This is a genomic window from Shewanella sp. cp20, assembly GCF_000832025.1.
Taxonomy (GTDB): domain Bacteria; phylum Pseudomonadota; class Gammaproteobacteria; order Enterobacterales; family Shewanellaceae; genus Shewanella.
Genome location: NZ_JPII01000034.1, coordinates 1 through 24,089, shown reverse-complemented (window position 1 = coordinate 24,089; position 24,089 = coordinate 1). Strand labels below are relative to the sequence as shown.

The window sequence follows — 24,089 nt, the reverse complement described above, 5'->3', positions numbered from 1 at the left end:
TGGCCGTACAGTTGGTGCTGGTGTTGTTGCTAAGATCATCGCTTAATCGCGTTTGATTTTATAAACACACTGAAAAAGGCAGCTTAGGCTGCCTTTTTATTGCCGGTAATTTATTCGGTAGATGAGGCTAGCTTTTCTGATCGGGATAAGTATAATACTCGCCACTTTGAGAGTTAGCACTTCACTGCTGTTAATTCGTTCAATGGGCTTGATCTCCAGCTTGAGATCAGTATAATAGCCCCTCGCCTTAACCATTAGGCGAAGTTTGTCGGTTCTCGAAACCGACGTAAAATAATACAGCGACTCCGATTTGGAGTCGAACGGTTAAATCATCTCGCTCTGCTTTTCCAGTAAGGAAGAAGCTAGAGGGTGATTTTTTATGTGTCCATTTTAGGAGCTCTGGTCAATGCAGAACCAAAGAATCCGTATCCGCCTGAAAGGATTTGATCATCGTCTGATCGATCAGTCTACAGCGGAAATCGTTGAAACTGCTAAGCGCACAGGCGCCCAGGTACGTGGTCCAATCCCACTACCAACGCGTAAAGAGCGTTATACCGTTTTGATCTCTCCACACGTTAATAAAGATGCGCGTGATCAGTACGAACTTCGTACTCATAAGCGTCTTGTTGACATCGTAGAGCCGACTGAAAAGACTGTAGATGCACTTATGCGTCTAGATCTTGCGGCAGGTGTTGACGTTCAAATTAGCTTAGGTTAATTGAGATCCTTAGAAGAGGTTTGAGAGATGGCTATCGGTCTTATCGGTCGTAAAGTAGGTATGACTCGCATCTTCACTGAAGATGGTGCGTCAATACCTGTAACAGTAATTGAAATTGCAGCTAACCGCGTTGCTCAAGTGAAAACTTTAGAAACTGACGGTTACCGTGCACTTCAGGTTACTACTGGTACCAAAAAAGCTAATCGCATCACTAAACCAGAAGCAGGTCACTTTGCTAAGGCTGGCGTTGAAGCTGGTCGTGGTTTGTGGGAAATGCGTCTGGCTGACGGTGAAGGCGAAGGCATCGAAGTAGGTGCTGAGCTTAATGTTGATATCTTCGCTGACGTAGCGAAAGTTGATGTTACTGGTCAATCAAAGGGTAAAGGTTTCCAAGGCGGTATCAAGCGTTGGAACTTCCGTACTCAAGATGCAACACACGGTAACTCATTGGCACATAGAGCTAACGGTTCTATCGGTCAAAACCAAACACCTGGTCGCGTTTTCAAAGGTAAGAAAATGTCTGGCCACATGGGTGCAGAGCGTGTTACTACCCAGAATCTAGACGTTGTACGTGTAGATGCTGAGCGTAACCTGCTATTGGTTAAGGGTGCAGTTCCAGGCGCTACTAATGGCGACCTGATCATCAAGCCTGCCGTTAAAGCTTAGGTCTGAGGAGATAGTAATGGAATTGGTATTGAAAGACGCACAGAGTGCTCTTGAAGTTTCCGAAACTACCTTCGGCCGTGACTTTAATGAAGCACTGGTTCATCAGGTAGTTGTAGCATACGCTGCAAACGCGCGTCAGGGTACTCGTGCTCAAAAGACTCGCGCAGAAGTAACTGGCTCTGGCAAAAAGCCATGGCGCCAAAAAGGTACTGGCCGTGCTCGTGCTGGTACTGTTAAAGGCCCAATCTGGCGTGGCGGTGGCGTATCTTTCGCTGCTAAAACCCAAGATCACAGCCAAAAAGTTAACAAGAAGATGTACCGCGGAGCGCTTAAGAGCATTCTGTCTGAATTAGTACGTCAAGATCGTCTTGTTGTTGTTGAGTCATTCGGTGTTGAAGCTCCTAAGACTAAAGAGTTGAAGGCTAAGCTGAAAGACATGAAGCTGGAAGACGTATTAATTGTGACTCCAGAGATTGACGAGAACTTGTTCTTAGCTGCACGCAACCTGTACAAAGTTGACGTTCGCGACGTTGCTGGTATCGATCCAGTAAGCCTAATCGCGTTCGAAAAAGTACTGGTTACTGCCGATGCTGTTAAGCAAATCGAGGAGATGCTGGGATGATAAGCGAAGAACGTTTGCTAAAAGTTATTCTAGCGCCACACATCTCTGAAAAGAGTACTGTTTGCGCTGAAAATAACAACACGGTCGTTTTCCGTGTAGCTATCGATGCAACTAAAGCTGAAATTAAAGCTGCAGTAGCTAAGTTGTTCGAAGTTGAAGTAGATTCAGTTCGCACTCTAGTTAACAAAGGTAAGACTAAGCGTCACGGTGCCCGTACTGGCCGTCGTAGCGATTGGAAAAAAGCCTATGTGACTTTAGCTGCTGGTGCTGACATCGATTTCGTCGGCGCTGAGTAAGCAAAGGAGAATTATCATGGCAGTTATTAAGTGTAAGCCAACCTCTGCTGGTCGTCGCCACGTTGTTAAAGTGGTAAACAGCGATCTGCATAAGGGTAAACCCTTTGCTGGCCTGTTGGCGAAAAAAGCTAAGAGCGGTGGCCGTAACAACACCGGTCGTATCACTGTTCGTCACGTAGGTGGTGGACACAAGCAGCACTACCGTATTGTTGACTTCAAGCGCAACAAAGACGGTATCCCTGCTAAGGTAGAGCGTTTGGAATATGATCCAAACCGTACCGCTAACATCGCACTTGTTTTGTATGCTGATGGTGAGCGTCGTTATATCCTTGCTGCTAAAGGCATGCAAGCTGGTGATCAGATCCAGTCTGGTATCGATGCTGAAATCAAAGTGGGTAACGCTTTGCCATTACGCAACATCCCAGTAGGTAGCGTTGTTCACGCAGTTGAAATGAAGCCTGGTAAAGGTGCTCAGCTAGCGCGTTCAGCTGGTACTTATGTACAAGTTGTAGCTCGTGATGGTGCATACGCAACTCTACGTCTTCGCTCTGGCGAAATGCGTAAAGTTCCAGTAGATTGCCGCGCGACATTAGGTGAAGTTGGTAATGCCGAGCATATGCTACGCCAGTTGGGTAAAGCAGGTGCTAAGCGCTGGAGAGGCGTACGCCCAACAGTTCGTGGTGTTGCAATGAACCCAGTAGACCATCCACATGGTGGTGGTGAAGGCCGTACTTCTGGTGGCCGTCACCCAGTTTCTCCATGGGGTGTCCCAACTAAGGGTTATAAGACCCGTAGTAACAAACGCACCGACAAGTACATCGTACGTCGTCGTAACAAAAAGTAAGAGGATTCGCCATGCCACGTTCTCTCAAGAAAGGTCCATTCATTGACCTACACTTGCTGAAGAAGGTAGAGAAAGCGATGGAAGCGGGTGACAAGAAGCCTATCAAGACTTGGTCTCGCCGCTCAATGATCATTCCTAACATGATTGGATTGACCATCGCTGTCCATAATGGTCGTCAGCACGTACCTGTGTTCGTAACTGACGAGATGATCGGCCACAAGCTTGGTGAATTTTCACCAACTCGCACTTATCGCGGCCATGCTGCTGATAAGAAAGCGAAGAAGCGTTAATACGGGAGACTCGAGATGGAAGTTTTAGCTAAACATCGTTTTGCCCGTACGTCGCCTCAAAAGTGTCGTTTGGTTGCAGATCAAATTCGTGGACTGCCTGTTGCTAAGGCTCTTGAAATTTTGACTTTCAGCCCTAAGAAAGCAGCTGTACTTGTTAAGAAAGTACTAGACTCTGCTATCGCTAATGCTGAGCACAACGAAGGTGCTGACATTGACGAGCTGAAAGTTGGAAAAGTCTTTGTAGACGAGGGTCCAACTATGAAACGTATCATGCCACGTGCTAAAGGCCGTGCTGATCGTATTATCAAGCGTACCAGCCACATCACTGTGGTTGTGTCAGATCGCTAGGAGTTAGCAATGGGACAGAAAGTACATCCTAATGGTATCCGTCTGGGTATCACTAAGCCTTGGATCTCGACTTGGTACGCTGATAAATCAGATTATGCCAACAATCTGAGCAGCGACTGGGAAGTGCGCAAGTTTCTAGAAAAGAAGCTTAAGCAAGCCTCAGTTTCTAAGATTGTTATCGAGCGTCCAGCTAAGAGTGTTCGCGTTACTATTCACACTGCCCGTCCAGGCGTTGTGATCGGTAAGAAAGGCGAAGATGTTGAAAAGCTGCGCAACGAAGTTGCCAAGTTGACTGGTATTCCAGCTCAAATCAACATCGCTGAAATCCGTAAGCCAGAGCTAGATGCGAAGCTGGTTGCCGAAGGCATCGCTTCTCAGCTAGAGCGTCGTGTAATGTTCCGTCGTGCTATGAAGCGTGCGGTACAGAACGCTATGCGTCTAGGTGCTAAGGGTATCAAAGTTGAAGTGAGCGGCCGTTTAGGCGGTGCTGAGATTGCGCGTTCAGAGTGGTATCGTGAAGGTCGTGTGCCTCTACATACACTGCGTGCTGATATCGACTATTCTACTGCAGAAAGTCACACTCAATACGGTGTGATCGGCGTTAAAGTTTGGGTCTTCAAAGGTGAAGTTCTAGACGGCGTTGTACCTGCGCTAGAAGAGCCGAAACAGCAGCCGAAGCGTAAGCCTCGCGGTAAATAGGAGAGCTGGCAATGCTGCAACCAAAACGAATGAAGTTTCGTAAAATGTTCAAAGGCCGTAACCGCGGTCTGGCGAACGGCACTGAAGTAAGCTTCGGTGAGTTCGGTTTGAAAGCTGTTGGACGTGGCCGTCTGACTGCTCGTCAAATCGAATCTGCGCGTCGTGCTATGACACGTCACATTAAACGTCAAGGTCAAATTTGGATCCGCGTTTTCCCTGACAAGCCAATCACCTCTAAGCCTCTTGAAGTGCGTATGGGTAAAGGTAAGGGTAACGTTGAATACTGGGTTTGCCAGATTCAACCTGGTAAGGTTCTTTACGAGATGAATGGTGTATCAGAAGAGCTAGCGCGTGAAGCGTTTACTCTAGCTGCGGCCAAGCTTCCAATTAAGACTACCTTCGTAACTAAGACGGTGATGTAATGAAAGCGAGCGAACTAACTCAGAAGAGCGTTGAAGAACTGAACGCTGAACTGCTTGGTCTGCTGCGTGAGCAGTTTAATCTGCGTATGCAACACGCCACTGGTCAGTTGACTCAGACTCACCAGCTCAAAATCGTGCGTCGTAACATTGCGCGCGTTAAGACCATTATTACTTCTAAGGCGGGTGCATAATGACTGATAAAATCCGTACTTTGCAAGGTCGTGTACTTAGCAACAAGATGGACAAGTCTATCACTGTAGCTATTGAGCGTAAGGTTAAGCACCCTCTATACGGGAAGTTTATCAAGCGCACTACTAAGATCCATGCACATGACGAAACAAATCAGTGTAATGCTGGCGATATCGTGACTATTCGCGAATGCCGTCCGCTGTCTAAGACTAAGTCTTGGACTCTGGTTGAAGTAGTATCAAAAGCCTAATTTTATTAGGTGATTAGCGAAACGGCTCCTAGATTTGGGGCCGTTTTTATTTTTAATACTATCTATTCCTATTTTGCGGTGTTATACTTGCGCGCCATTTTAGACGTTATTTGGTCTAGAATGGTTTAAAAATGCCCCAAATTTGGGATTAGTGAAGTAACGATAGCGGAGCACTTAAAATGATCCAAATGCAATCGACTCTAGAAGTCGCCTGTAACAGTGGCGCTCGTAGAGTTCAGTGTATTAAGGTCTTGGGTGGCTCTCATCGTCGTTATGCCGGTATCGGCGACGTCATCAAGGTTTCTGTAAAAGAAGCAATTCCTCGCGGTAAAGCGAAGAAAGGTGACGTGTATAACGCGGTGGTAGTCCGTACTAAGAAAGGCGTACGTCGTCCAGATGGTTCTGTCATTCGCTTCGATCGCAATGCAGCGGTATTGCTAAACGCAAACCTTGCACCGATTGGTACTCGTATCTTTGGACCAGTGACGCGTGAACTGCGTACAGAACAATTTATGAAAATTGTTTCTCTGGCACCAGAAGTACTGTAAGGAGCTTCAAAATGGCAGCTAAAATCCGTCGTGAAGACGAAGTAATTGTACTAGCAGGTAAAGACAAGGGTAAGCGCGGTAAAGTTACCCGAGTACTACCTACTGGTAAGTTAATTGTAGAAGGCATCAATCTGATCAAGAAGCACCAGAAGCCTAACCCACAAATGGGTGTGACTGGTGGTATCGTTGAGAAAGAAGCGCCAATACAAGCATCAAATGTAGCGATTTTCAACTCTGCCACTGGCAAAGCTGATCGCGTTGGTTTCCGATTTGAAGACGGTAAAAAAGTCCGTTTCTTTAAGTCGAACAGTGAACTCGTTAAGTAATTGGAGTAAACGATGGCGAAACTGCATGATAAATATAAAGAGACTGTTATCGCTGAGCTTTCTAAGAAGTTCGGTTATACCAGTGTCATGCAAGTCCCTCGGATTGAGAAAATCACCCTTAACATGGGTGTTGGCGAAGCTGTAGCAGATAAGAAGGTTATGGAGCACGCGCTTCGTGACATGACTGCTATCGCTGGTCAAAAGCCAGTTGTAACTGTTGCTCGTAAATCAGTTGCTGGTTTTAAAATCCGTGATGGCTACCCGATTGGCTGCAAGGTAACCCTACGTGGTGAACGTATGTGGGAATTCCTTGAGCGTTTAGTTGATATCGCAATCCCGCGTATCCGCGACTTCCGTGGTCTGAGCGCTAAGTCGTTCGACGGACGTGGTAACTACGCAATGGGTGTACGTGAGCAAATCATCTTCCCGGAAATCGATTACGATAAGATCGATAAGATCCGCGGTATGGATATTGTTATCACTACTACTGCGAAGAATGACGAAGAAGGCCGTGCTTTACTAGACGCCTTTAACTTCCCATTCAAGAAATAAGGGTAGCGAAATGGCAAAAAGTTCAATGAAAGCACGTGAAGCAAAACGTGCCAAGCTCGTGGCTAAGTATGCTGAAAAGCGTCTAGCTCTTAAGGCTATCATTAGCAATCCAACTACTTCTGATGAAGATCGTTGGGATGCAGTTCTTAAGCTGCAAGGTCTACCACGTGACTCAAGTTCTGCGCGTCAGCGCAATCGTTGTAGTCAAACTGGTCGCCCACATGGTTTCCTACGCAAGTTCGGCCTTAGCCGTATCAAACTGCGTGAAGCTACCATGCGTGGTGAAGTTCCTGGTCTGCGTAAGGCCAGCTGGTAATACTTGTCACGGAGTAAGCTAATATGAGCATGCAAGATCCAATTGCGGATATGTTAACTCGCATTCGTAACGGCCAAGCTGCTAACAAAGTATCAGTATCTATGCCTTCTGCTAAGCTGAAAGTTGCTATCGCACAGACGCTTAAAGAAGAAGGTTATATCACTGACTACGCCGTAGCAGGCGAAGCCAAGCCGGTTCTGGAAATCACTTTGAAGTATTTCCAAGGCCAACCAGTCGTTGAGACTATCCAGCGCGTAAGTCGTCCTGGTCTTCGTATTTACAAAGGTAAAAACGATCTACCAAAGGTGATGGGCGGTCTGGGTGTCGCAATCGTGTCCACTTCTAAAGGTTTGATGACTGATCGTGCCGCCCGCCAACAAGGCATGGGTGGAGAAGTTATCTGCTACGTAGCATAAGGAGCTAGCAATGTCTCGTGTCGCAAAAGCACCAGTCGCTATCCCTGCAGGCGTAGAAGTGACTTTAAACGAACAAACTATCACCGTAAAAGGTTCTAAAGGTAGTTTGACTCGAGTAATTAACGCTGACGTTTCTGTTGTTGTTGAAGACAACGAAATCAAGTGTTCTCCAGCTGAAGGCGTAACTAGCGCTGCACAAGCTGGTACAGCTCGAGCACTAATCAACAACATGGTTGTTGGTGTTAACGAAGGTTTCGAAAGAAAGCTGACTCTAGTTGGTGTTGGTTACCGTGCAAAAGTTGCTGGTAACGGTATCGACCTGACTCTAGGTTTCTCTCACCCTCTAGTTCACCAGCTTCCAGACGGCGTAACTGCTGAGTGTCCTTCACAGACTGAAATCGTACTTAAGGGTACTGATAAGCAGCTTGTTGGTCAGGTTGCAGCAGAAATTCGTGGCTACCGTCCACCAGAGCCTTACAAAGGCAAGGGTGTTCGCTATGCTGATGAACAAGTACGCCGTAAAGAGGCTAAGAAGAAGTAGGTAACGCGATATGGATAAGAAAACATCTCGCTTACGCCGCGCGACTCGCGCCCGTAAGAAGATCCAAGAGCTGGGCGTTAACCGTCTGGTTGTACATCGTACACCACGTCACACATACGCACAGGTTATTGATGCCAACGCGCAAGTTGTGGCGGCAGCTTCTACTGCTGAAAAAGCGGTATCAGAGCAGCTTAAATACACAGGTAACGTAGAAGCAGCTAAAGCGGTAGGTAAGACTATTGCTGAGCGTGCTATCGAGAAAGGCGTAACTGTAGTTGCATTCGATCGTTCCGGCTTTAAGTATCACGGACGCGTAGCTGCCCTGGCAGACGCTGCTCGTGAAGCTGGCCTACAGTTCTAAGGAATGATTAAAAATGGCTAAATTTGAAGCTCCACAAAAAGACGATCTGCAAGAGAAGTTAGTTGCAGTAAATCGTGTTTCTAAAGTAGTTAAAGGCGGACGTATCTTTAGCTTCACTGCACTGACTGTAGTGGGTGACGGTAACGGTAAAGTCGGCTATGGCTATGGTAAAGCGCGTGAAGTACCTGCTGCAATCCAGAAAGCAATGGAAAAGGCTCGCCGTAACATTGTTTCTGTTGAACTTGTAAATGGTACTTTGCACCACCCTGTTAAGGGCCGTCACACTGGTTCGCGTGTTTACATGCAACCAGCTTCTGAAGGTACTGGTATTATTGCCGGTGGTGCGATGCGTGCCGTATTGGAAGTAGCAGGCGTTCATAACGTACTGTCGAAAGCATACGGTTCTACTAACCCGATCAACATCGTTCGCGCAACTGTAGACGCGTTGGTGCACATGAAGTCACCAGCACAAATTGCAGCTAAGCGTGGCCTGAATGTTGATGAAATTCGAGGTTAAGCACCATGGCTACTAAAACATTAAAAGTAACTCAGACTAAGAGTTCAATTGGACGTTTGCCTAAGCATCGTGCCACTTTGACTGGTCTAGGTCTACGCCGTATTAATCACACCGTTGAGCTGGAAGATACTCCTGCTGTTCGCGGTATGATTAACAAGGTTTACTACATGGTTAAGGTGGAGGATTAATCAATGAAATTGAATACTCTATCACCTGCTGCAGGTGCAAAATCAGCTGCTAAGCGTGTAGGTCGCGGTATCGGTTCTGGCCTAGGTAAGACTGCTGGTCGCGGTCACAAGGGTCAGAAGTCACGTTCAGGTGGCGGTGTTCGCGTCGGTTTCGAAGGTGGTCAAATGCCACTTAAGATCCGTTTGCCTAAGTTTGGTTTTACTTCGCGTAAAGCGATGGTAACTGCCGAAATTCGTGTAAGCGAACTGGCTAAAGTTAACGGTGATGTTGTCGACTTGAATGCACTGAAAGATGCGAATCTTGTTACTCGCAACATACAGTTTGCTAAAGTCGTTCTTTCAGGTACCATTGAACGCCCAGTGACCGTTAAAGGTCTTAAGGTAACCAAAGGTGCACGTGCAGCTATCGAAGCTGCCGGCGGAAAGATCGAGGAATAATACGTCGATGGCAAAACCAGGACTTGATTTAAAAAGCGCGAAGGGCGGTTTATCGGAATTGAAAACCCGCCTACTGTTCGTGATTGGTGCGATTATCGTCTTTAGAGCCGGTTCGTTCGTACCAATTCCTGGTATTGACGCAGCTGTATTAGCAGAGCTGTTTAATCAGCAGAAGGGTACCATCTTAGGCATGTTTAACATGTTCTCTGGTGGCGCCCTTGAACGTGCTTCTATCTTTGCACTTGGTATCATGCCGTACATCTCGGCATCGATTATCATGCAGCTATTGACTGTGGTACATCCTGCACTGGCCGAACTGAAGAAGGAAGGCGAGTCAGGACGTAAGAAGATCAGTCAGTATACGCGATATGGCACATTGGTCTTGGGTACATTCCAAGCGATCGGTATCGCAACGGGTCTGCCAAACCTGGTTCCTGGTTTAGTTGTAAACCTGGGATTCGGTTTCTACTTCGTTGCAGTTGTGAGTTTGGTCACGGGAACCATGTTCCTGATGTGGCTGGGCGAGCAGATCACCGAACGAGGCATAGGTAACGGTATCTCGATTCTTATTTTCGCAGGTATTGTAGCCGGTCTACCTTCTGCTATCGGCCAAACGGCTGAGCAGGCGCGTCAAGGCGACTTGAACGTACTAGTATTATTGTTGATTGCAGTGATCGTATTTGCTGTGACCTACTTTGTTGTGTTTGTTGAGCGTGGACAACGTCGTATCGTTGTTAACTATGCTAAGCGTCAGCAGGGCCGTAAGGTGTTTGCCGCGCAGAGCACTCACTTACCGCTTAAGGTCAACATGGCAGGTGTGATTCCACCAATCTTTGCGTCAAGCATCATTTTGTTCCCAGGCACACTGGCTCAGTGGTTTGGTCAAAATGAAGGCTTGTCTTGGTTAAGTGATTTTTCACTTGCAGTATCGCCAGGTCAGCCGCTTTACTCATTGTTGTATGCAACAGCGATTATCTTCTTCTGTTTCTTCTACACTGCGTTGGTATTTAACCCACGTGAAACAGCAGACAACCTGAAGAAGAGTGGTGCGTTTATTCCCGGGATCCGTCCTGGAGAACAGACTTCGCGTTATATAGATAAAGTAATGACTCGCCTAACACTGGCCGGTGCATTATATATTACCTTTATCTGTTTAATTCCGGAGTTCATGTTAATCGCGTGGAAAGTACAGTTCTATTTTGGCGGTACTTCACTACTAATTATGGTAGTCGTGATCATGGACTTCATGGCTCAGGTTCAGACCCATATGATGTCACATCAGTATGAGTCTGTGATGAAGAAAGCTAACCTAGTGAATAAAGCGAACTTAGATCGCTTTGGTCGCTAAGTAGCTTTACGGAGTGATGAAATGAAAGTTCGAGCTTCCGTGAAGAAGATCTGCCGTAACTGCAAGATCGTAAAGCGTAGCGGCGTTGTACGCGTTATCTGTGTTGAACCAAAACACAAACAGCGTCAAGGCTAAAAACTTTTTGACCAGCTCAGATTCTGAGCTGGTCAAAATATTATTTGCAAAATCGTCATCTGTCGAGTATCCTACCGGGCTTTTCACAGATGGCCTTTAACTTATGAGGAGTGCATAGTGGCCCGTATCGCTGGCATTAACATTCCTGATCAGAAGCACACAGTCATTGCATTGACTGCTATCTATGGTATTGGACTTACTCGCGCACAACAAATCTGCGCGGCTACTTCAATTGCTGAAGATGCTAAGATCAAGGAATTGAGCGAAGCTCAAATAGACACACTACGCGAAGAAGTTGCTAAATACATTGTAGAAGGTGACTTGCGTCGTGAGATCTCTATGAACATCAAGCGTCTGATGGACCTTGGTTGTTATCGTGGTCTCCGCCACCGTCGTAGCCTGCCCCTTCGTGGGCAACGTACCAAGACCAATGCGCGTACTCGCAAAGGTCCACGTAAGCCAATTAGAAAGTAACGGGAAGGTAAACCAATATGGCTAAAGTTCCGTCACGTTCAACGCGCAAGCGCGTACGTAAACAGGTTGCTGATGGCATGGCTCATATCCATGCATCTTTCAACAACACCATTATCACCATTACAGATCGTCAAGGTAATGCACTTTCTTGGGCAACTTCTGGTGGTTCAGGTTTCCGTGGTTCACGTAAATCTACCCCATTCGCTGCACAGGTAGCTGCTGAGCGCGCAGGTGTTGCTGCTCAGGACTACGGTGTTAAAAACCTTGAAGTTTTCGTGAAGGGTCCAGGTCCAGGACGTGAGTCAGCTATTCGAGCGCTGAACGCGGTTGGTTACAAGATAACCAACATTACCGATGTGACGCCGATCCCTCATAATGGTTGTCGTCCTCCTAAGAAACGTCGCGTGTAATCGCCCCGTTTTTAATAGGATAGTTGGAGAAAGAACATGGCAAGATACTTGGGTCCAAAGCTCAAGCTCACTCGCCGAGAAGGTACTGACCTTTTCCTGAAAAGCGGTGTGAGAGCAATTGATTCGAAGTGTAAGCTTGAAGCTGCACCTGGACAACACGGCGCTCGTAAAGCACGTTTGTCTGAGTACGGCGTTCAGCTGCGCGAAAAACAAAAAGTTCGTCGTACTTATGGTGTGCTTGAAAAGCAATTCCGTAACTACTACAAAGACGCTGCACGTCTAAAAGGTAACACTGGTGAAAACCTGCTTACTCTTTTGGAAACTCGTTTAGATAACGTTGTTTATCGTATGGGTTTTGGTGCTACCCGTGCTGAAGCACGTCAGCTAGTTAGCCATAAGTCAATTATGGTAAACGGCCGCGTTGTTAACATTCCATCATTCAAAGTGTCTGCGAATGATGTAATTAGCGTTCGTGAGAAGTCTCAAAAGCAAGCTCGTATTAAAGCTGCTCTAGAGGTTGCTTCTCAGCGCGAAAAGCCAACATGGGTTGAAGTAGATGCCGCTAAGATGGAAGGTGCTTTCAAGCGTCTGCCAGAGCGTAGCGATTTATCTGCGGATATTAACGAACAGCTGATCGTCGAGCTTTACTCTAAGTAAAGCTAATAAACAAGAGAGGACACAATGCAGGGTTCTGTTACAGAATTTCTTAAACCGCGTCTCGTTGATATCGAGCAGGTTAACCCAACACGTGCCAAGGTTACACTGGAGCCGCTAGAGCGTGGTTTTGGTCATACTTTAGGTAACGCGTTGCGTCGTATCCTATTGTCGTCTATGCCCGGCTGCGCGGTTACCGAAGTCGAGATTGATGGTGTACTGCACGAATACAGCAGCAAGGAAGGCGTACAAGAGGATATCCTAGAGATCCTTCTAAACCTTAAAGGTTTGGCAGTGGTTATCGAGGGTAAAGACGAGGCTATGCTTACTTTAAGCAAGTCAGGCGCAGGCCCTGTTACCGCAGCAGATATCACGCACGATGGTGATGTTACTATTATGAATCCTGATCATGTTATCTGTCATCTGACTGGTAACAATGACATTAGCATGCGTATCCGCGTTGAGCGTGGTCGTGGTTATGTACCAGCTTCGGCTCGTGCACAGACCGAAGACGACGATCGCCCAATTGGCCGTCTGCTAGTGGATTCATCTTTCTCACCTGTCGCGCGTATTGCTTACAATGTTGAAGCAGCACGTGTTGAACAGCGTACTGACTTGGACAAACTCGTTATCGATATGACCACCAACGGTACTATCGATCCTGAGGAAGCGATTCGTCGTTCTGCAACCATCTTGGCTGAACAGCTAGATGCGTTTGTTGAGCTACGTGATGTCACTGAGCCAGAACAGAAAGAAGAGAAACCAGAGTTCGACCCAATTCTGTTGCGTCCTGTCGACGATCTAGAGCTAACTGTACGTTCGGCTAACTGTTTGAAAGCCGAAGCGATTCATTACATCGGAGATCTGGTACAGCGTACTGAGGTTGAGCTACTTAAAACACCTAACTTGGGTAAGAAGTCTCTTACCGAAATTAAGGATGTGTTGGCTTCTCGCGGACTTTCATTAGGTATGCGTCTAGAAAACTGGCCTCCAGCCAGTTTAGCAGACGACCTATAAGTCCTAGTTTGTACAGATTTAGGTAATAAGGATTAGGTCATGCGCCATCGTAAGAGTGGTCGTCAACTAAACCGTAACAGCAGTCATCGTCAAGCTATGTTCCGTAACATGGCAAGCTCATTAGTCCGTCACGAAGTGATCAAGACTACTGTAGCTAAGGCGAAAGAATTGCGTCGCGTAGTTGAACCTCTAATAACACTTGCTAAGAGTGACAGTGTTGCAAACCGTCGTTTGGCATTTGCACGTACTCGCGACGCTGAAGTCGTAGGTAAGTTATTTAATGAATTGGGTCCACGCTACCAGGAACGTCCTGGTGGATACACCCGTATCCTTAAGTGCGGTCTTCGTACTGGTGATAAGGCGCCTATGGCGTATATCGAACTAGTAGGTCGTCCAGAAGCTGCTGAAGCTGTTGAAGAAGCTGCTGAGTAACACTTAAGTTCATTGTAAAAAGCCGGGCATTGCCCGGCTTTTTTATTGCTAAAAATTTCTATTCCACCCAGTCTGCCTTTTTGGCTATCTCCTTAGGTATCGAAAGGTGCCATCTTGCGACGCCCGACAGGCTAAACCGAAAAGTCCCCTTACTGTCACTGACATAGCCAAGTTGGCTGGCTTGCTCACCGGCTAAGAGTCGATTGATCAGTTTGCCCGCCAGTAGGCCGTGTTCGTAGCCGTTGAGCACATAGCCGCCTAGATTGGCTCTCTTGCCTACCGTGAAGTCCCAGAAACCAAAGTGGGGCACGGGGGCATGATCTGCCGTCCAGGCAATGATCTCTTCCGAATCCATGTATTCGCCACTCACCGTGATTAAGGTGTGGTATAGCCCGGTAAATATCCCATGGTAGCCCGCCTTTTTGGCATCGCGCACCGTCTGTTTCCACTCCTTAGCCGAGTTGGTCAAGGTGAAGGCTATGGTCAGCTTACCTATCTTTATTGGCTTAAAGTCGGGGCTGATAGGGCCGAAGGCCGCCCGTGCGGTCGCGCTATTGTCAGAAAGGATCAGCAGTTTGGTGTCTTCATTTCCCGGTAACAGACAGTCGACTAGCAGGAGTGAGCGTTTGAACAAAGGTCGCTCGAGTATGCCGGTAAATTGCTGATAGGCCTGTAGTCCATGATCTCTGGGGTTGGTATTGAGGCCGAGAAATACCACTGGAATCTTGGTATCTGCTATGCGCTCGCTAAGCAGCGAGATGGCGTTATCGTCGGCGAGTATGATGATGTCTGGCTTATGGCGTTTAACCGCATCCCAGGCTTCTTCAGCGCGTTTGACATAGGTGTCGCGAGGTAGTCGCTTGGAGTCGAGGTAGATCTCCGTCAACTCGCTGGGCTCACTGAGGTTTTCTATTATTGCTCGACGATAGTCCTGCACCCAGGGGTAGCCTTCATGATAGCTGTGAATGAACATCAGCTTGCTGGCCGATACGGGCAGGCAGACCCAGAATAGCAAGAGACAGGCAAGTATGCGCATGGACGGGATTCCCTAAATTATTTCGCCCCAAAGTCTTTTACATAGTTATAGACGATTTTGCGCCAACGTAGAGAACAGGCAATAAAAAAGGCCTCAAAAGAGGCCTTTAGGTATTCGATGTCTGGTTTTAGTAACCGGATTTCTGTGTTGAGTTGTAATCGAGTTTCTCATGGGTCTGACCCATGGCTTCGGCAACTTCTGGTGGCATGTAGTTTTCGTCATGCTTAGCCAAGACTTCAGTTGCTTCTAACTTACCACCTTCAATCAACACACCCTGAGCAACGATACCCTGGCCTTCACGGAAGAGGTCAGGCAGCAGATCGTCGTAGGTCACCATGACTTCGCCACCGGCGGCATCGTGTACGGCGAACTCGACGTGCAGGCTATCGGGATCGCGCACCAGGGAACCTACGGTAACCATGCCACCGACACGGATACGTTGGCCGATTTCAGGTTTAACACCTGTGTCTTTCTTACCGTGAACGATTTCTGTTGGGGTATAGAAAAGGTTCAAGTTCGAGTTGAGCGCATAGAGTAGCAAGGACGCGATGGCGGCGACGCCACCAATTAGGGCGGTTGCTAAGGCGAGTCTTTTCTTACGTCTGGCGTTCACTGTTCTTTACTCCGGTTGGCTTTGAGGCGTTCTTCGCGTTGCATTTTCTTCGATATCTCGGTGAGGATCTTGCGCTTCTGGCGCAGGCTCACCACGATCAAGGTGCCTAGTGCGAAGGCGGTTATGCCGTAAGATAGCCACACATAAAAGGCGTAGCCACCCATGTTAAAAAATTCTGCTAATGAATCGAACTGCATTATTTGACTCCTTCAGCTTGCGCGAGTTCCCTCACCCAGGGACGCATACCGTTTCTGGCAAGGATCTCGGCTCTGAAACGAATAAGCGTGATAGCACCTATCATCAGGCCGAAACCGAAGATGTTGATCAGCAGTGGATATAACATCTCAGGCGCCATAGATGACTTTTCGGTGATTTTAATGGTGGCCGGCTGGTGTAGCGAGTTCCACCACTCTACCGAGTACTTGATGATAGGAATGTTAATCACACCCACGATAGCCAGAATACCTGCGGCGCGAGCGGCGAGTACCTTATCCTCAAACGAGGCGTATAGAGAGATGACGCCCAGGTAGAGGAATAGCAGTACCAGTTCTGAGGTGAGGCGAGCATCCCATACCCACCAGGTGCCCCACATAGGCTTACCCCAGGCGGCACCCGTGATAAGTGCTATAAAGGTGACGACGGCGCCAATGGGCGCGATGGCAGCAGCGGCCCAGTCGGCTGACTTGATCTGCCATACCAGGCCGATGAAGGCCGAGGTGGCCATGGCCATGTATGCAGACATCGACATAGAAGCTGCGGGTACGTGGATGAAGATGATGCGGTAACTGTCACCCTGTTGGTAATCTACCGGTGCAAACAACAGACCCCAGATTGAACCCACACCAATAAATCCGATTGCAAGGGTCGCAAACCAAGGCAATAGCCTGCCGGATAGGTTATAGGCTTTTTGAGGGTCTGCGTAAGAATGTAGCCATTTCCACATATTAGTTAGTACTCACTCTTAGTGAGGCACCAATTGCAAAAGGTGCCAATATTAACGAACCGACCAGCATAGCGCCTATGATAGCGAGATGGCCGCTGTAGGGTAGATTTAGACCAGCGGCGTCGATGGCGCTGGTTGCGAAAATTAGAACCGGTATGTAGAGCGGCAGGATCAACAGACTCAGCAGAACGCCGCCTTTACGTAGGCCTACGGTCAGTGCGACACCGATAGCACCCAATAAACTCAGTACCGGGGTGCCCAGTGCGAGAGTCGCCATCAGTGCGCCATAGCTGTTTGCTTCCAGATGTAATAGCACGGCCAGCAGCGGAGCTACCAAGATCAGTGGCACGCCCGTCAATAACCAGTGGGCCAACACCTTGGCCAATACCATGAGTGACAACGGCTGTGGGCTAAGCAGCATCTGTTCCAAGCTGCCATCGGCAAAGTCTGCCTTAAACAGACGCTCGAGCGACAGCATAGAGGCTAACAGGGCGGCTACCCAGATGATGCCTGGTGCCACGCGAGTCAGTACCTGTGGCTCAGGGCCAATACCTAGCGGGAAGAGGGTGACGACCAAAATAAAAAACAGTAAGGGGTTAAAGATGTCACCCTTGTGACGAATCGCAATCTTTAGATCGCGCTTAAGTAGGGTGAAAAACGCTTGGGTGAAACTGATACCTTTATTCATTCACTGCACCTTTAAATAAAGCGGTAATCGAGGCGAATCTTACGGAGAATATCGTCACCGATAATGCTCATGTCTTGGTGGGTGGTCATGATGACACAGCCGCCGTTTTGAGCATGTTGTAAAAACAGGTGTTCCAATTCTTCGACGCCTTTCTTATCGATTGCAGTAAATGGTTCGTCCAGTAGCCAGACCTTACAGTTGGTATGCCAGAGTCGGGCTAAGGCGGTACGACGATGCTGACCCGCCGACAGATGGCCGGCCAAGGCTTCTTCAAATCCAGACAGGTTTACCTTGGCGAGGATCTGGTTGGTTTTGAAATCATCATACCCGCTGATTCTTAAATTGAAGTTAAGATTTTCTTCGGCGGTTAACTCGCTCTTTACACCTGCAAGGTGGCCCAGATACAAAAGATCGTCATTGTATTCGTCGCGGCAGCGAGTAATGTCGGTGCCTTTGTACTTGGCCTCGCCCGCGTAGGGGCGCGACAGGCCGGCAAGGATCCTCAGTAGGCTGGTTTTACCCGCACCATTGGGGCCTTCGATTTGTACGATCTCACCTGCTTGGATATCAAAGCTCAGCTCGTCGAAGAGAATTCGCTCTTCGCGGATACAAGTCAAGTTATCGGCTGATACCAGTGTTGTTGCTGTTTTTTCTTCTACCACTGAACCCTCTATCTCAAGCCTGATGTAAACATAAGCGATATTAACATAATCCCTTTGAGGGGTTTAGTCTTGCTCTCTGATTAGTGTCAGCAATTTGATATGCTTCCAAAAAGTAAAACCTTTTCCTCATCAAGATTGAACTTTTTCAACAATTGCTAATGTATCAGGTAACACGGGCACCTATAACATGTTGAGCTGTCAAATTCTGATATTAATCACAAAAAGGTGAGATTTATTGAAGTTTGATGTATCCTAGTGCCGCTATATAATAAGTCTGCCCCAGTTTAGGGTGGCATAGAGCTCTGTTAATATTTGCATTAGGAACATTGAACATGAAAAAACTGTTAGCATTGTCTGCAGTGGCTGCATTGACCTTGTCTGCAAACACTTTTGCACAAGAAGGTGAAGCTGTATATAACAAGGCATGCCATGTATGCCACAGTATGGGTGTCGCCGGTGCACCTAAAGCTCATGATGCAGCTGCATGGGAGCCTCGTTTAGCGAAAGGCCTAGACGCACTAGTAGGTAGTGTTAAGACTGGTCTGAACGCTATGCCACCTGGTGGTATGTGCACAGATTGTACCGACGAAGATTACAAGAACGCTATCGAGTTCATGTCTAAGTAATTTGACTTCGTTGATAAAAGCCGACCTTGTGGTCGGTTTTTTTATGCCTGCTTCTCGGTAGGTCGCATTAAAAAGTGATGCTTGAAATAAAGCGGGGGAGCAATAAAAAAGCCGGCTAAATGCCGGCTTTTCTGTTCATGACTGAACCAGGATTATTGTACCAGGGTGTCAATCACCAGCTTGGCGGTTGCACCCACATCCATGGATTCCAGACGACCCTGCAGATCGCCAGGTTGTGCCTTAACCGACCCATGCTTAGAAAGCACGGCGATCACCTCAACCTGCTTGGCGTCGCTTAGCTTGATATCGCCGCCCATGCCAGTGCTGTCATCTAAGGTGATAGATACAGGCAGTGATTTTGCAGATACCTTAGTTGCCGCTAGCGGAACCTTAGGGCCCTGGGTGTTACGGGCAAAGATAAATAGCATGTCGCTACTGCTGACATTCTCTGCCAGCTCAGGTGCGATAGAGACATCTATGGTGACAGTCTTACCTGTAGTGGCGGCCTGCTGATGTGTCGCGTCGTTAGGCATCTCGCCGGTCTCTGCCTGCATTCTCATCTTGGCGCTCTCAATGGCGTTGATGATAGCGCTGCGATCCACATCGCTTCTGTCGCTGTCGAGAATGATCTGCCAAGCATCGATGGCCTTCTTATATTGGGCGCTGAAGAAGGCATCCATACCGACGAGGAGTAGGGTAGATGGATCTTCAGGATCTAGAGCCAGTGACTGGTCGATAATAGCCTGTACCGCAGGCGTGATTCTCTGGTTTGCCTTGTAGTACATGGCCGTCGCCTTAGGCCCAAGCAGTTCGGCGTGGGTACCTACAAGCTCCATCGCCTTGTCGAATGCCTTTACCGCATCGTCGTAACGGTTGGCGCTGATATAGGCATGGCCCAAGCTAAATAGCAGTTGGCTGTTTTCTGGCTCGGCCTGCAGCTGTGATTCCATCATCTGAATGCGCTGCGTCATAATTTGGGCGGCATCCATACCTGCGTGTGGATTGTCGGGCACGGCCTTGTCCAGGTTGGCATAGGCGCCTAGGTTGGCATAGAAGTAGCCTGAAACGCCTATGACGACGACAGACATCAGGGTTGGCCAGAGCAGGCTCTTAGGCTTTATCTGACCGACCAAGGATTCATCTTCGCCCTGCTTCATGTCCTGTAGCAAACTGATCTCGAGCTCTTTCTTTAGCGCGTTAAACTCATCTTGATCCAGCAGCTCATCCTCGAGTTCCTTCTCTAGCGTCGCCAGGCGATTGTCAAAGAGTTCGAGGTTGGTGGCCCTACGCACACCGGCTTCTTCGGCCTTTAACATCTTTTGCTGGCGGAAGTGTGGAAACCAAATCAGCACTAGGCTGACTAATACAAAAAGCGCAATAAAAATCCAGAGTGTGGTCATTATTTCTTTTTCACATTAGTTGCAGGAATGCGGGGATACCGCGCGATATAGGGATCAGATTATACGTAAAGATTATTCATTGAACAGTAATATAAGGGATTCAAGCCGTTAAATACTGATACTTTTGCACTGGTTCACAGTTCGATTCTATTTTCAAAAATTGGCTGAAACTTAAGTTTCAAACAAGGGTCAGAGCATAAAATCTGTCAGTTTATAACAATTGTAACCCTGCGTTTCTGTTCGCAAGAATGAGACAGGTCACCCAGAATTGTGCGAAAGAGGCAGACAGATACAATAGCAAATACTAAAATGACTCAAATTTTGTACCTTGAGTAGTGTGAATTGCAAACTCTGGTGAATTAGGAGAGGCTAATGCTTCGACTAGTTCTCATATAGGACTGAGGAAACCCCATGATCCCTGAATTAGGTCACTTTTCGTTGATAATAGGATTGGCATTTGCCTTTCTATTGGCCAGCGTTCCCTTAATCGGTGTTGCTCGCAAAGATCAATATCTGGTGCGTTATGCCTGGCCGTTGAGTTACGGCATGTTTTTCTTTATCGCTCTTTCTGTCATCGTCCTAGGTTATAGTTTTGCCGTCGACGATTTCTCTGTCGCCTATGTTGCACACCACTCAAATTCTCAGTTGCCGATCTTCTTCAAGATTGCGGCGGTATGGGGTGGCCACGAAGGTTCATTGCTCTTCTGGGTGTTCGCCTTATCTGTCTGGACCGCTGCGGTTGCCTTCTTTAGTAAGGGGCTCGAAGAGGTCTTCACCGCGCGTGTACTCTCTATTCTCGCCATGATAGTGATAGGTTTCTCTCTCTTCATGCTGCTGACATCGAGCCCATTCGAGCGTCTATTCCCAATCCCAATGGAGGGACGCGATCTTAACCCTATGCTGCAGGATGTTGGATTGATATTCCATCCACCTATGTTGTACCTGGGTTATGTTGGTTTCTCGGTGAGCTTTGCCTTCGCCATTGCCGCGCTCATGGGCGGACGTCTGGATTCAGCCTGGGCACGCTGGAGCCGTCCTTGGACACTGGCTGCCTGGATCTTCCTCACTGGCGGTATCTCTCTGGGTTCTTGGTGGGCGTATTACGAACTCGGCTGGGGTGGCTGGTGGTTCTGGGATCCCGTCGAGAACGCCTCATTCATGCCTTGGTTGATCGGTACCGCCTTGCTGCACTCAGTCATCGTGACCGAGAAGCGTGCAACCTTCCGTAACTGGACGGTATTGCTGTCTATCTTCGCATTCTCATTGAGTCTCTTGGGTACTTTTATCGTGCGCTCAGGGGTACTGACTTCGGTGCATTCATTCGCGGCGGATCCAAGCCGTGGTATGTTCATCCTATTGCTGCTTGGTCTTGCCATCGGTGGCTCACTGACCCTGTTTGCCTTCCGCGCTAGTGATATGAAGAGCCCGGCGCGCTTCGAGCTGATGTCAAAAGAGACCATGCTCTTGGTCGGTAACATCTTGCTTACCGTAGCCTGTGGTACTGTATTGCTGGGTACGCTTTACCCGCTGCTGATCGATGCCCTGAACATGGGTAAGATCTCTGTAGGCCCACCATACTTCAACGCGGTATTCGTACCGATCGCACTCGTGCTATTTGCCTTCATGGGCATAGGTCCTAGCATTCGCTGGAAGCGTGCCAAGGCCGGCGAACTTAAGGCCAAGCTGATGGTGCCTGCTATCGTCTCTGCCGTGATCGGTGTCGCGACACCTTTCCTTGTCGATGGCAAGTTTAATGCTTGGGTGATGTTTGGTATCGGTCTTGCGGTATGGGTGACGGTTTCAACCCTGCGCGCCGCCTACGACATCATGCAGTCTAAAGATGGCCTAAGCCTGGCGCGTATGGGGCGCAGCCAGTTAGGTATGATCATCGCGCACCTAGGTATCGCCGTCTCTGTGGTTGGTGCCACTATGGTCTCTAACTACTCGATCGAGAAGAGTGTTCGCATGGGCCCTGGCATTACCCAGGAGCTGGCGGGTTATACCTTCCATTATATCGAGACCAAGAATGTTGTCGGCCCTAACTATACCGCCCAGCAGGGGCAGGTCGAAGTGACTAAAGATGGTGAGTTCATCACGCTGCTTAAGCCTGATCGTCGTCAGTACAACGTACGTACCATGGATATGACTGAGGCTGGTATCGATTGGGGACTGTTCCGCGATCTCTATATCACCATGGGCGATCCTATCAGCCGTACCGAGTTTGCCGTACGTCTGAACTATAAGCCATTCGTGCGTTGGTTATGGTTCGGAAGCATCTTTATGATGGTCGGTGGTCTGTTCGCGGCATCGGACAAGCGTTACCGCAGAGCCAAGGCGACCGAAAGCGCCGGCGAAAAAGCCAAACAAGCAAAATTAGCAACCGCATAACTTGAATTGGGGCAAGTATGAAGAAAAGGCTAGTACTCTTTATTCCTTTGATTCTGTTTTTGGTGATGGGAGTGTTCCTCTATAAGGGGCTCTTCCTGAATCCACAGCAGCTGGACTCTGCATTAGAAGGAAAGCCGATACCGGCTTTCCAGCTGCAAAAGCTAGAAGATGCCAATGAGATCATTACCAATGAAAGCATCAAGGGGCAGGTCTCACTGCTGAACGTGTGGGCCACCTGGTGTCCTTCATGTAAGTATGAGCATCCCTATCTGATGCGTTTGGCCAGACAAAACATTTTGCCTATCTATGGCATCAACTATCGTGACGAGCGTGCTATGGCTATCCGTGAGCTTAGCCGCGAAGGGGATCCTTATACCAAGAACATCTTCGACCACGACGGACGTTTAGGTCTGGATCTTGGCGTTTACGGTGCCCCCGAGAGTTATCTGGTGGATCACAACGGTATCATTCGTTTCCGTTATGCCGGTCCTATCGATATGCGTGTCTGGAAAGAGACACTCTATCCTATGATTCAAGAGTTACAGGCACAGGCTAAAGCTGAGGGAGCATCTTAATGAAGACCTTAGTCGGGTTTATTACCGCATTACTGTTATCTTTCTCCCTGGTTGGCGCCGCGATGGCCACCCCGGTGGACACTTATGAGTTTAAGTCGGTAGATAACCAGAAACGAGCGCTGGAACTAGCTCACTCGCTGCGTTGTCCTCAGTGTCAAAACCAGAATCTGATCGATTCTAACTCGCCAGTGGCGCAAGATCTGCGCCTCGAAGTTTATCAAATGGTCGATGCCGGTAAGGGTGACGATGAGATCATCGAGTTCATGACTAGCCGTTACGGTGAGTTCGTCCTCTATAAGCCACGTATGGAAGCCAAGACTTACATACTATGGTTAGGTCCAATTGCCTTATTGCTGGTGGGCTTAGTGATCGGCTTTATCTTCGTCAGGCAGCAGCGTATTAGCAATGCCGTCGACCAGGAGATCAGCGCTGAGGAGCAAGCCGAGTTGGATAGATTGCTCAAGCGAGACGATAAATGAAGTCAAAATTAGCCACGGCGCTGCTATCGGCAACCCTTGCCTTAGGCGGATACGCCGCCAGTGTGCATGCCTATCCCGGCATGCAAAAGAAGCAGGGCGGTGAGGTGCAGTCGAGTGTCGATCTAATCAACGTGCTGCCAAAAGCCTATCCGATCGAGCCTGTGCCATTTAAAGATGCCCAGGGTAAGTCGATCGACTTTAGCCAGTATCGTGGCCAGGTGGTGATGGTGAACATGTGGGCCACCTGGTGTCCCCCATGTGTGCGTGAGCTGCCGGCTATCGATCGCTTCAAAGGCAAGTTCGATCCCAAGCAGTTTCGCGTCCTGCCGATTTCGATCGATATGAATGGCAAGGAGAAGGTCGAACCCTTCCTGGCCTCTCTGGGGATGGATAAGTTCGAGACCTACTATGATCCTCAGCAGCAGCTGGGTGAGGTCTTCCCTCTAGATACGATTCCGGCGACCTTTATTCTCAATCAACAGGGTGAGTTGATCGCCTTCGTCAGAACTTTTGTCGATTGGGATGATGATAAGGCGGTGAAATTGATCGAGAGTTTTATCGCGTCAGAGGTCAAAAAACCGTAAAAGAAGGCACTTTTGCCCGTAATTTAAACGAAAAAGATCGCAATTGCCTAAAAGATCGGCATGCGATCTTTTTTTTAT

At 48.2% G+C, this 24,089-nt stretch carries 40 protein-coding genes; 33 read left to right on the top strand and 7 right to left on the bottom strand.

Going from position 1 to position 24,089, the window contains the following annotated elements:
- The first annotated feature begins 406 nt into the window (after positions 1 to 406).
- From rpsJ to rplQ, 28 genes are all read left to right on the top strand, one after another.
- Positions 407 to 718, top strand: coding sequence for a 30S ribosomal protein S10 (gene rpsJ, locus DB48_RS13365; RefSeq protein ID WP_011070616.1), 312 nt, complete (start codon positions 407 to 409; stop codon positions 716 to 718).
- A gap of 27 nt (positions 719 to 745) precedes the next feature.
- A complete protein-coding gene (gene rplC, locus DB48_RS13360; RefSeq protein ID WP_041510739.1) occupies positions 746 to 1,384 on the top strand; it encodes a 50S ribosomal protein L3 in 639 nt (212 codons plus the stop codon).
- Positions 1,385 to 1,400: 16 nt separating this feature from the next.
- A complete protein-coding gene (gene rplD, locus DB48_RS13355; protein ID WP_011863967.1) occupies positions 1,401 to 2,006 on the top strand; it encodes a 50S ribosomal protein L4 in 606 nt (201 codons plus the stop codon).
- On the top strand, positions 2,003 to 2,302 hold the full coding sequence (gene rplW, locus DB48_RS13350) for a 50S ribosomal protein L23 (RefSeq protein ID WP_028774664.1): 300 nt from the start codon (positions 2,003 to 2,005) through the stop codon (positions 2,300 to 2,302). Before rplD ends, rplW begins: the two co-directional genes overlap by 4 nt.
- A 16-nt stretch (positions 2,303 to 2,318) precedes the next feature.
- Positions 2,319 to 3,146 (top strand): 50S ribosomal protein L2, encoded by an 828-nt coding sequence (gene rplB / locus DB48_RS13345; RefSeq protein ID WP_041510738.1) that lies wholly within the window; start codon positions 2,319 to 2,321, stop codon positions 3,144 to 3,146.
- An 11-nt stretch (positions 3,147 to 3,157) separates the two neighbouring features.
- Positions 3,158 to 3,436 carry a 30S ribosomal protein S19 gene (gene rpsS / locus DB48_RS13340; RefSeq protein WP_006083596.1) on the top strand — a complete coding sequence of 93 codons (279 nt, stop codon included), beginning with the start codon at positions 3,158 to 3,160 and terminating at the stop codon, positions 3,434 to 3,436.
- A gap of 15 nt (positions 3,437 to 3,451) precedes the next feature.
- The gene (rplV, locus tag DB48_RS13335) at positions 3,452 to 3,784 is read left to right on the top strand and encodes a 50S ribosomal protein L22 (RefSeq protein ID WP_011863971.1); all 333 of its coding nucleotides are present in this window, start codon (positions 3,452 to 3,454) and stop codon (positions 3,782 to 3,784) included.
- Positions 3,785 to 3,793: 9 nt separating this feature from the next.
- Positions 3,794 to 4,483, top strand: a complete 690-nt coding sequence (gene rpsC, locus DB48_RS13330) for a 30S ribosomal protein S3 (RefSeq protein WP_011863972.1) — start codon at positions 3,794 to 3,796, stop codon at positions 4,481 to 4,483.
- Positions 4,484 to 4,494: 11 nt separating this feature from the next.
- Complete coding sequence (gene rplP, locus DB48_RS13325; protein ID WP_011863973.1) at positions 4,495 to 4,905, top strand: 50S ribosomal protein L16; 411 nt, start codon at positions 4,495 to 4,497, stop codon at positions 4,903 to 4,905.
- Positions 4,905 to 5,096, top strand: a complete 192-nt coding sequence (rpmC, locus tag DB48_RS13320; protein ID WP_011863974.1) for a 50S ribosomal protein L29 — start codon at positions 4,905 to 4,907, stop codon at positions 5,094 to 5,096. The genes rplP and rpmC overlap by 1 nt, the downstream gene beginning before the upstream one ends.
- Positions 5,096 to 5,344 carry a 30S ribosomal protein S17 gene (gene rpsQ, locus DB48_RS13315; protein ID WP_041510737.1) on the top strand — a complete coding sequence of 83 codons (249 nt, stop codon included), beginning with the start codon at positions 5,096 to 5,098 and terminating at the stop codon, positions 5,342 to 5,344. Before rpmC ends, rpsQ begins: the two co-directional genes overlap by 1 nt.
- A gap of 179 nt (positions 5,345 to 5,523) precedes the next feature.
- Complete coding sequence (rplN, locus tag DB48_RS13310; protein ID WP_011863976.1) at positions 5,524 to 5,892, top strand: 50S ribosomal protein L14; 369 nt, start codon at positions 5,524 to 5,526, stop codon at positions 5,890 to 5,892.
- 11 nt (positions 5,893 to 5,903) lie between these two features.
- Positions 5,904 to 6,218 (top strand): 50S ribosomal protein L24, encoded by a 315-nt coding sequence (gene rplX / locus DB48_RS13305; RefSeq protein ID WP_041510736.1) that lies wholly within the window; start codon positions 5,904 to 5,906, stop codon positions 6,216 to 6,218.
- 12 nt (positions 6,219 to 6,230) lie between these two features.
- A complete protein-coding gene (gene rplE, locus DB48_RS13300; protein WP_011863978.1) occupies positions 6,231 to 6,770 on the top strand; it encodes a 50S ribosomal protein L5 in 540 nt (179 codons plus the stop codon).
- Between the two features lie 10 nt (positions 6,771 to 6,780).
- A complete protein-coding gene (gene rpsN / locus DB48_RS13295; RefSeq protein WP_033540777.1) occupies positions 6,781 to 7,086 on the top strand; it encodes a 30S ribosomal protein S14 in 306 nt (101 codons plus the stop codon).
- 23 nt (positions 7,087 to 7,109) lie between these two features.
- Complete coding sequence (rpsH, locus tag DB48_RS13290; RefSeq protein WP_041510735.1) at positions 7,110 to 7,502, top strand: 30S ribosomal protein S8; 393 nt, start codon at positions 7,110 to 7,112, stop codon at positions 7,500 to 7,502.
- 10 nt (positions 7,503 to 7,512) lie between these two features.
- Positions 7,513 to 8,043 carry a 50S ribosomal protein L6 gene (gene rplF / locus DB48_RS13285; RefSeq protein ID WP_041510734.1) on the top strand — a complete coding sequence of 177 codons (531 nt, stop codon included), beginning with the start codon at positions 7,513 to 7,515 and terminating at the stop codon, positions 8,041 to 8,043.
- Between the two features lie 10 nt (positions 8,044 to 8,053).
- Positions 8,054 to 8,404, top strand: a complete 351-nt coding sequence (gene rplR, locus DB48_RS13280) for a 50S ribosomal protein L18 (RefSeq protein WP_011863982.1) — start codon at positions 8,054 to 8,056, stop codon at positions 8,402 to 8,404.
- Between the two features lie 13 nt (positions 8,405 to 8,417).
- The gene (rpsE, locus tag DB48_RS13275; protein WP_011863983.1) at positions 8,418 to 8,921 is read left to right on the top strand and encodes a 30S ribosomal protein S5; all 504 of its coding nucleotides are present in this window, start codon (positions 8,418 to 8,420) and stop codon (positions 8,919 to 8,921) included.
- 5 nt (positions 8,922 to 8,926) lie between these two features.
- Positions 8,927 to 9,109, top strand: coding sequence for a 50S ribosomal protein L30 (rpmD, locus tag DB48_RS19935; RefSeq protein ID WP_011863984.1), 183 nt, complete (start codon positions 8,927 to 8,929; stop codon positions 9,107 to 9,109).
- A 3-nt stretch (positions 9,110 to 9,112) separates the two neighbouring features.
- On the top strand, positions 9,113 to 9,547 hold the full coding sequence (gene rplO / locus DB48_RS13270; protein ID WP_011863985.1) for a 50S ribosomal protein L15: 435 nt from the start codon (positions 9,113 to 9,115) through the stop codon (positions 9,545 to 9,547).
- A 7-nt stretch (positions 9,548 to 9,554) separates the two neighbouring features.
- Positions 9,555 to 10,895, top strand: coding sequence for a preprotein translocase subunit SecY (gene secY / locus DB48_RS13265; RefSeq protein ID WP_041510733.1), 1,341 nt, complete (start codon positions 9,555 to 9,557; stop codon positions 10,893 to 10,895).
- A 21-nt stretch (positions 10,896 to 10,916) separates the two neighbouring features.
- Complete coding sequence (rpmJ, locus tag DB48_RS19930) at positions 10,917 to 11,030, top strand: 50S ribosomal protein L36 (protein ID WP_006083579.1); 114 nt, start codon at positions 10,917 to 10,919, stop codon at positions 11,028 to 11,030.
- 117 nt (positions 11,031 to 11,147) lie between these two features.
- Complete coding sequence (rpsM, locus tag DB48_RS13255; protein WP_011863987.1) at positions 11,148 to 11,504, top strand: 30S ribosomal protein S13; 357 nt, start codon at positions 11,148 to 11,150, stop codon at positions 11,502 to 11,504.
- Positions 11,505 to 11,521: 17 nt separating this feature from the next.
- Complete coding sequence (rpsK, locus tag DB48_RS13250) at positions 11,522 to 11,914, top strand: 30S ribosomal protein S11 (RefSeq protein WP_011863988.1); 393 nt, start codon at positions 11,522 to 11,524, stop codon at positions 11,912 to 11,914.
- Between the two features lie 36 nt (positions 11,915 to 11,950).
- Entirely contained in the window at positions 11,951 to 12,571 is a 621-nt protein-coding gene (gene rpsD, locus DB48_RS13245; RefSeq protein ID WP_011863989.1) for a 30S ribosomal protein S4, read from the top strand.
- Between the two features lie 24 nt (positions 12,572 to 12,595).
- The gene (locus tag DB48_RS13240; protein ID WP_011863990.1) at positions 12,596 to 13,585 is read left to right on the top strand and encodes a DNA-directed RNA polymerase subunit alpha; all 990 of its coding nucleotides are present in this window, start codon (positions 12,596 to 12,598) and stop codon (positions 13,583 to 13,585) included.
- Positions 13,586 to 13,624: 39 nt separating this feature from the next.
- Positions 13,625 to 14,017 carry a 50S ribosomal protein L17 gene (gene rplQ / locus DB48_RS13235; RefSeq protein WP_011863991.1) on the top strand — a complete coding sequence of 131 codons (393 nt, stop codon included), beginning with the start codon at positions 13,625 to 13,627 and terminating at the stop codon, positions 14,015 to 14,017.
- A gap of 58 nt (positions 14,018 to 14,075) precedes the next feature.
- On the opposite strand, the gene DB48_RS13230 is transcribed toward rplQ, so the two are convergent.
- From DB48_RS13230 to ccmA, 6 genes are all read right to left on the bottom strand, one after another.
- Positions 14,076 to 15,053 carry an ABC transporter substrate-binding protein gene (locus DB48_RS13230; protein WP_041510731.1) on the bottom strand — a complete coding sequence of 326 codons (978 nt, stop codon included), beginning with the start codon at positions 15,051 to 15,053 and terminating at the stop codon, positions 14,076 to 14,078.
- 127 nt (positions 15,054 to 15,180) lie between these two features.
- Positions 15,181 to 15,666: a cytochrome c maturation protein CcmE gene (ccmE, locus tag DB48_RS13225; protein WP_041510730.1), complete on the bottom strand. Its 486-nt coding sequence runs from the start codon at positions 15,664 to 15,666 to the stop codon at positions 15,181 to 15,183.
- Entirely contained in the window at positions 15,663 to 15,863 is a 201-nt protein-coding gene (gene ccmD / locus DB48_RS13220; RefSeq protein ID WP_041510729.1) for a heme exporter protein CcmD, read from the bottom strand. Before ccmD ends, ccmE begins: the two co-directional genes overlap by 4 nt.
- Complete coding sequence (locus DB48_RS13215; protein WP_041510728.1) at positions 15,863 to 16,609, bottom strand: heme ABC transporter permease; 747 nt, start codon at positions 16,607 to 16,609, stop codon at positions 15,863 to 15,865. The genes ccmD and DB48_RS13215 overlap by 1 nt, the downstream gene beginning before the upstream one ends.
- Before the next feature lies 1 nt (position 16,610).
- Entirely contained in the window at positions 16,611 to 17,297 is a 687-nt protein-coding gene (gene ccmB, locus DB48_RS13210; protein WP_041510727.1) for a heme exporter protein CcmB, read from the bottom strand.
- Between the two features lie 11 nt (positions 17,298 to 17,308).
- Positions 17,309 to 17,959 carry a cytochrome c biogenesis heme-transporting ATPase CcmA gene (ccmA, locus tag DB48_RS13205; RefSeq protein ID WP_041510726.1) on the bottom strand — a complete coding sequence of 217 codons (651 nt, stop codon included), beginning with the start codon at positions 17,957 to 17,959 and terminating at the stop codon, positions 17,309 to 17,311.
- A gap of 332 nt (positions 17,960 to 18,291) precedes the next feature.
- On the opposite strand from ccmA, the gene DB48_RS13200 reads away from it, so the two are divergent.
- Positions 18,292 to 18,585, top strand: coding sequence for a c-type cytochrome (locus DB48_RS13200; protein WP_041510725.1), 294 nt, complete (start codon positions 18,292 to 18,294; stop codon positions 18,583 to 18,585).
- A 152-nt stretch (positions 18,586 to 18,737) separates the two neighbouring features.
- Here DB48_RS13200 and ccmI read toward each other — a convergent pair whose 3' ends face one another.
- Positions 18,738 to 19,985, bottom strand: a complete 1,248-nt coding sequence (ccmI, locus tag DB48_RS13195) for a c-type cytochrome biogenesis protein CcmI (protein WP_041510724.1) — start codon at positions 19,983 to 19,985, stop codon at positions 18,738 to 18,740.
- Positions 19,986 to 20,396: 411 nt separating this feature from the next.
- Between ccmI and DB48_RS13190 the strand changes: the two genes are divergently transcribed.
- The 4 genes from DB48_RS13190 to DB48_RS13175 are packed head-to-tail and all read left to right on the top strand — an operon-like array spanning position 20,397 to position 24,011.
- Entirely contained in the window at positions 20,397 to 22,373 is a 1,977-nt protein-coding gene (locus DB48_RS13190; RefSeq protein WP_041510723.1) for a heme lyase CcmF/NrfE family subunit, read from the top strand.
- A 17-nt stretch (positions 22,374 to 22,390) separates the two neighbouring features.
- Complete coding sequence (locus DB48_RS13185; protein WP_041510722.1) at positions 22,391 to 22,948, top strand: DsbE family thiol:disulfide interchange protein; 558 nt, start codon at positions 22,391 to 22,393, stop codon at positions 22,946 to 22,948.
- A complete protein-coding gene (gene nrfF, locus DB48_RS13180) occupies positions 22,948 to 23,427 on the top strand; it encodes a heme lyase NrfEFG subunit NrfF (RefSeq protein ID WP_041510721.1) in 480 nt (159 codons plus the stop codon). The genes DB48_RS13185 and nrfF overlap by 1 nt, the downstream gene beginning before the upstream one ends.
- Positions 23,424 to 24,011: a TlpA disulfide reductase family protein gene (locus DB48_RS13175; protein ID WP_041510720.1), complete on the top strand. Its 588-nt coding sequence runs from the start codon at positions 23,424 to 23,426 to the stop codon at positions 24,009 to 24,011. The genes nrfF and DB48_RS13175 overlap by 4 nt, the downstream gene beginning before the upstream one ends.
- The last annotated feature ends 78 nt before the right edge of the window (positions 24,012 to 24,089 follow it).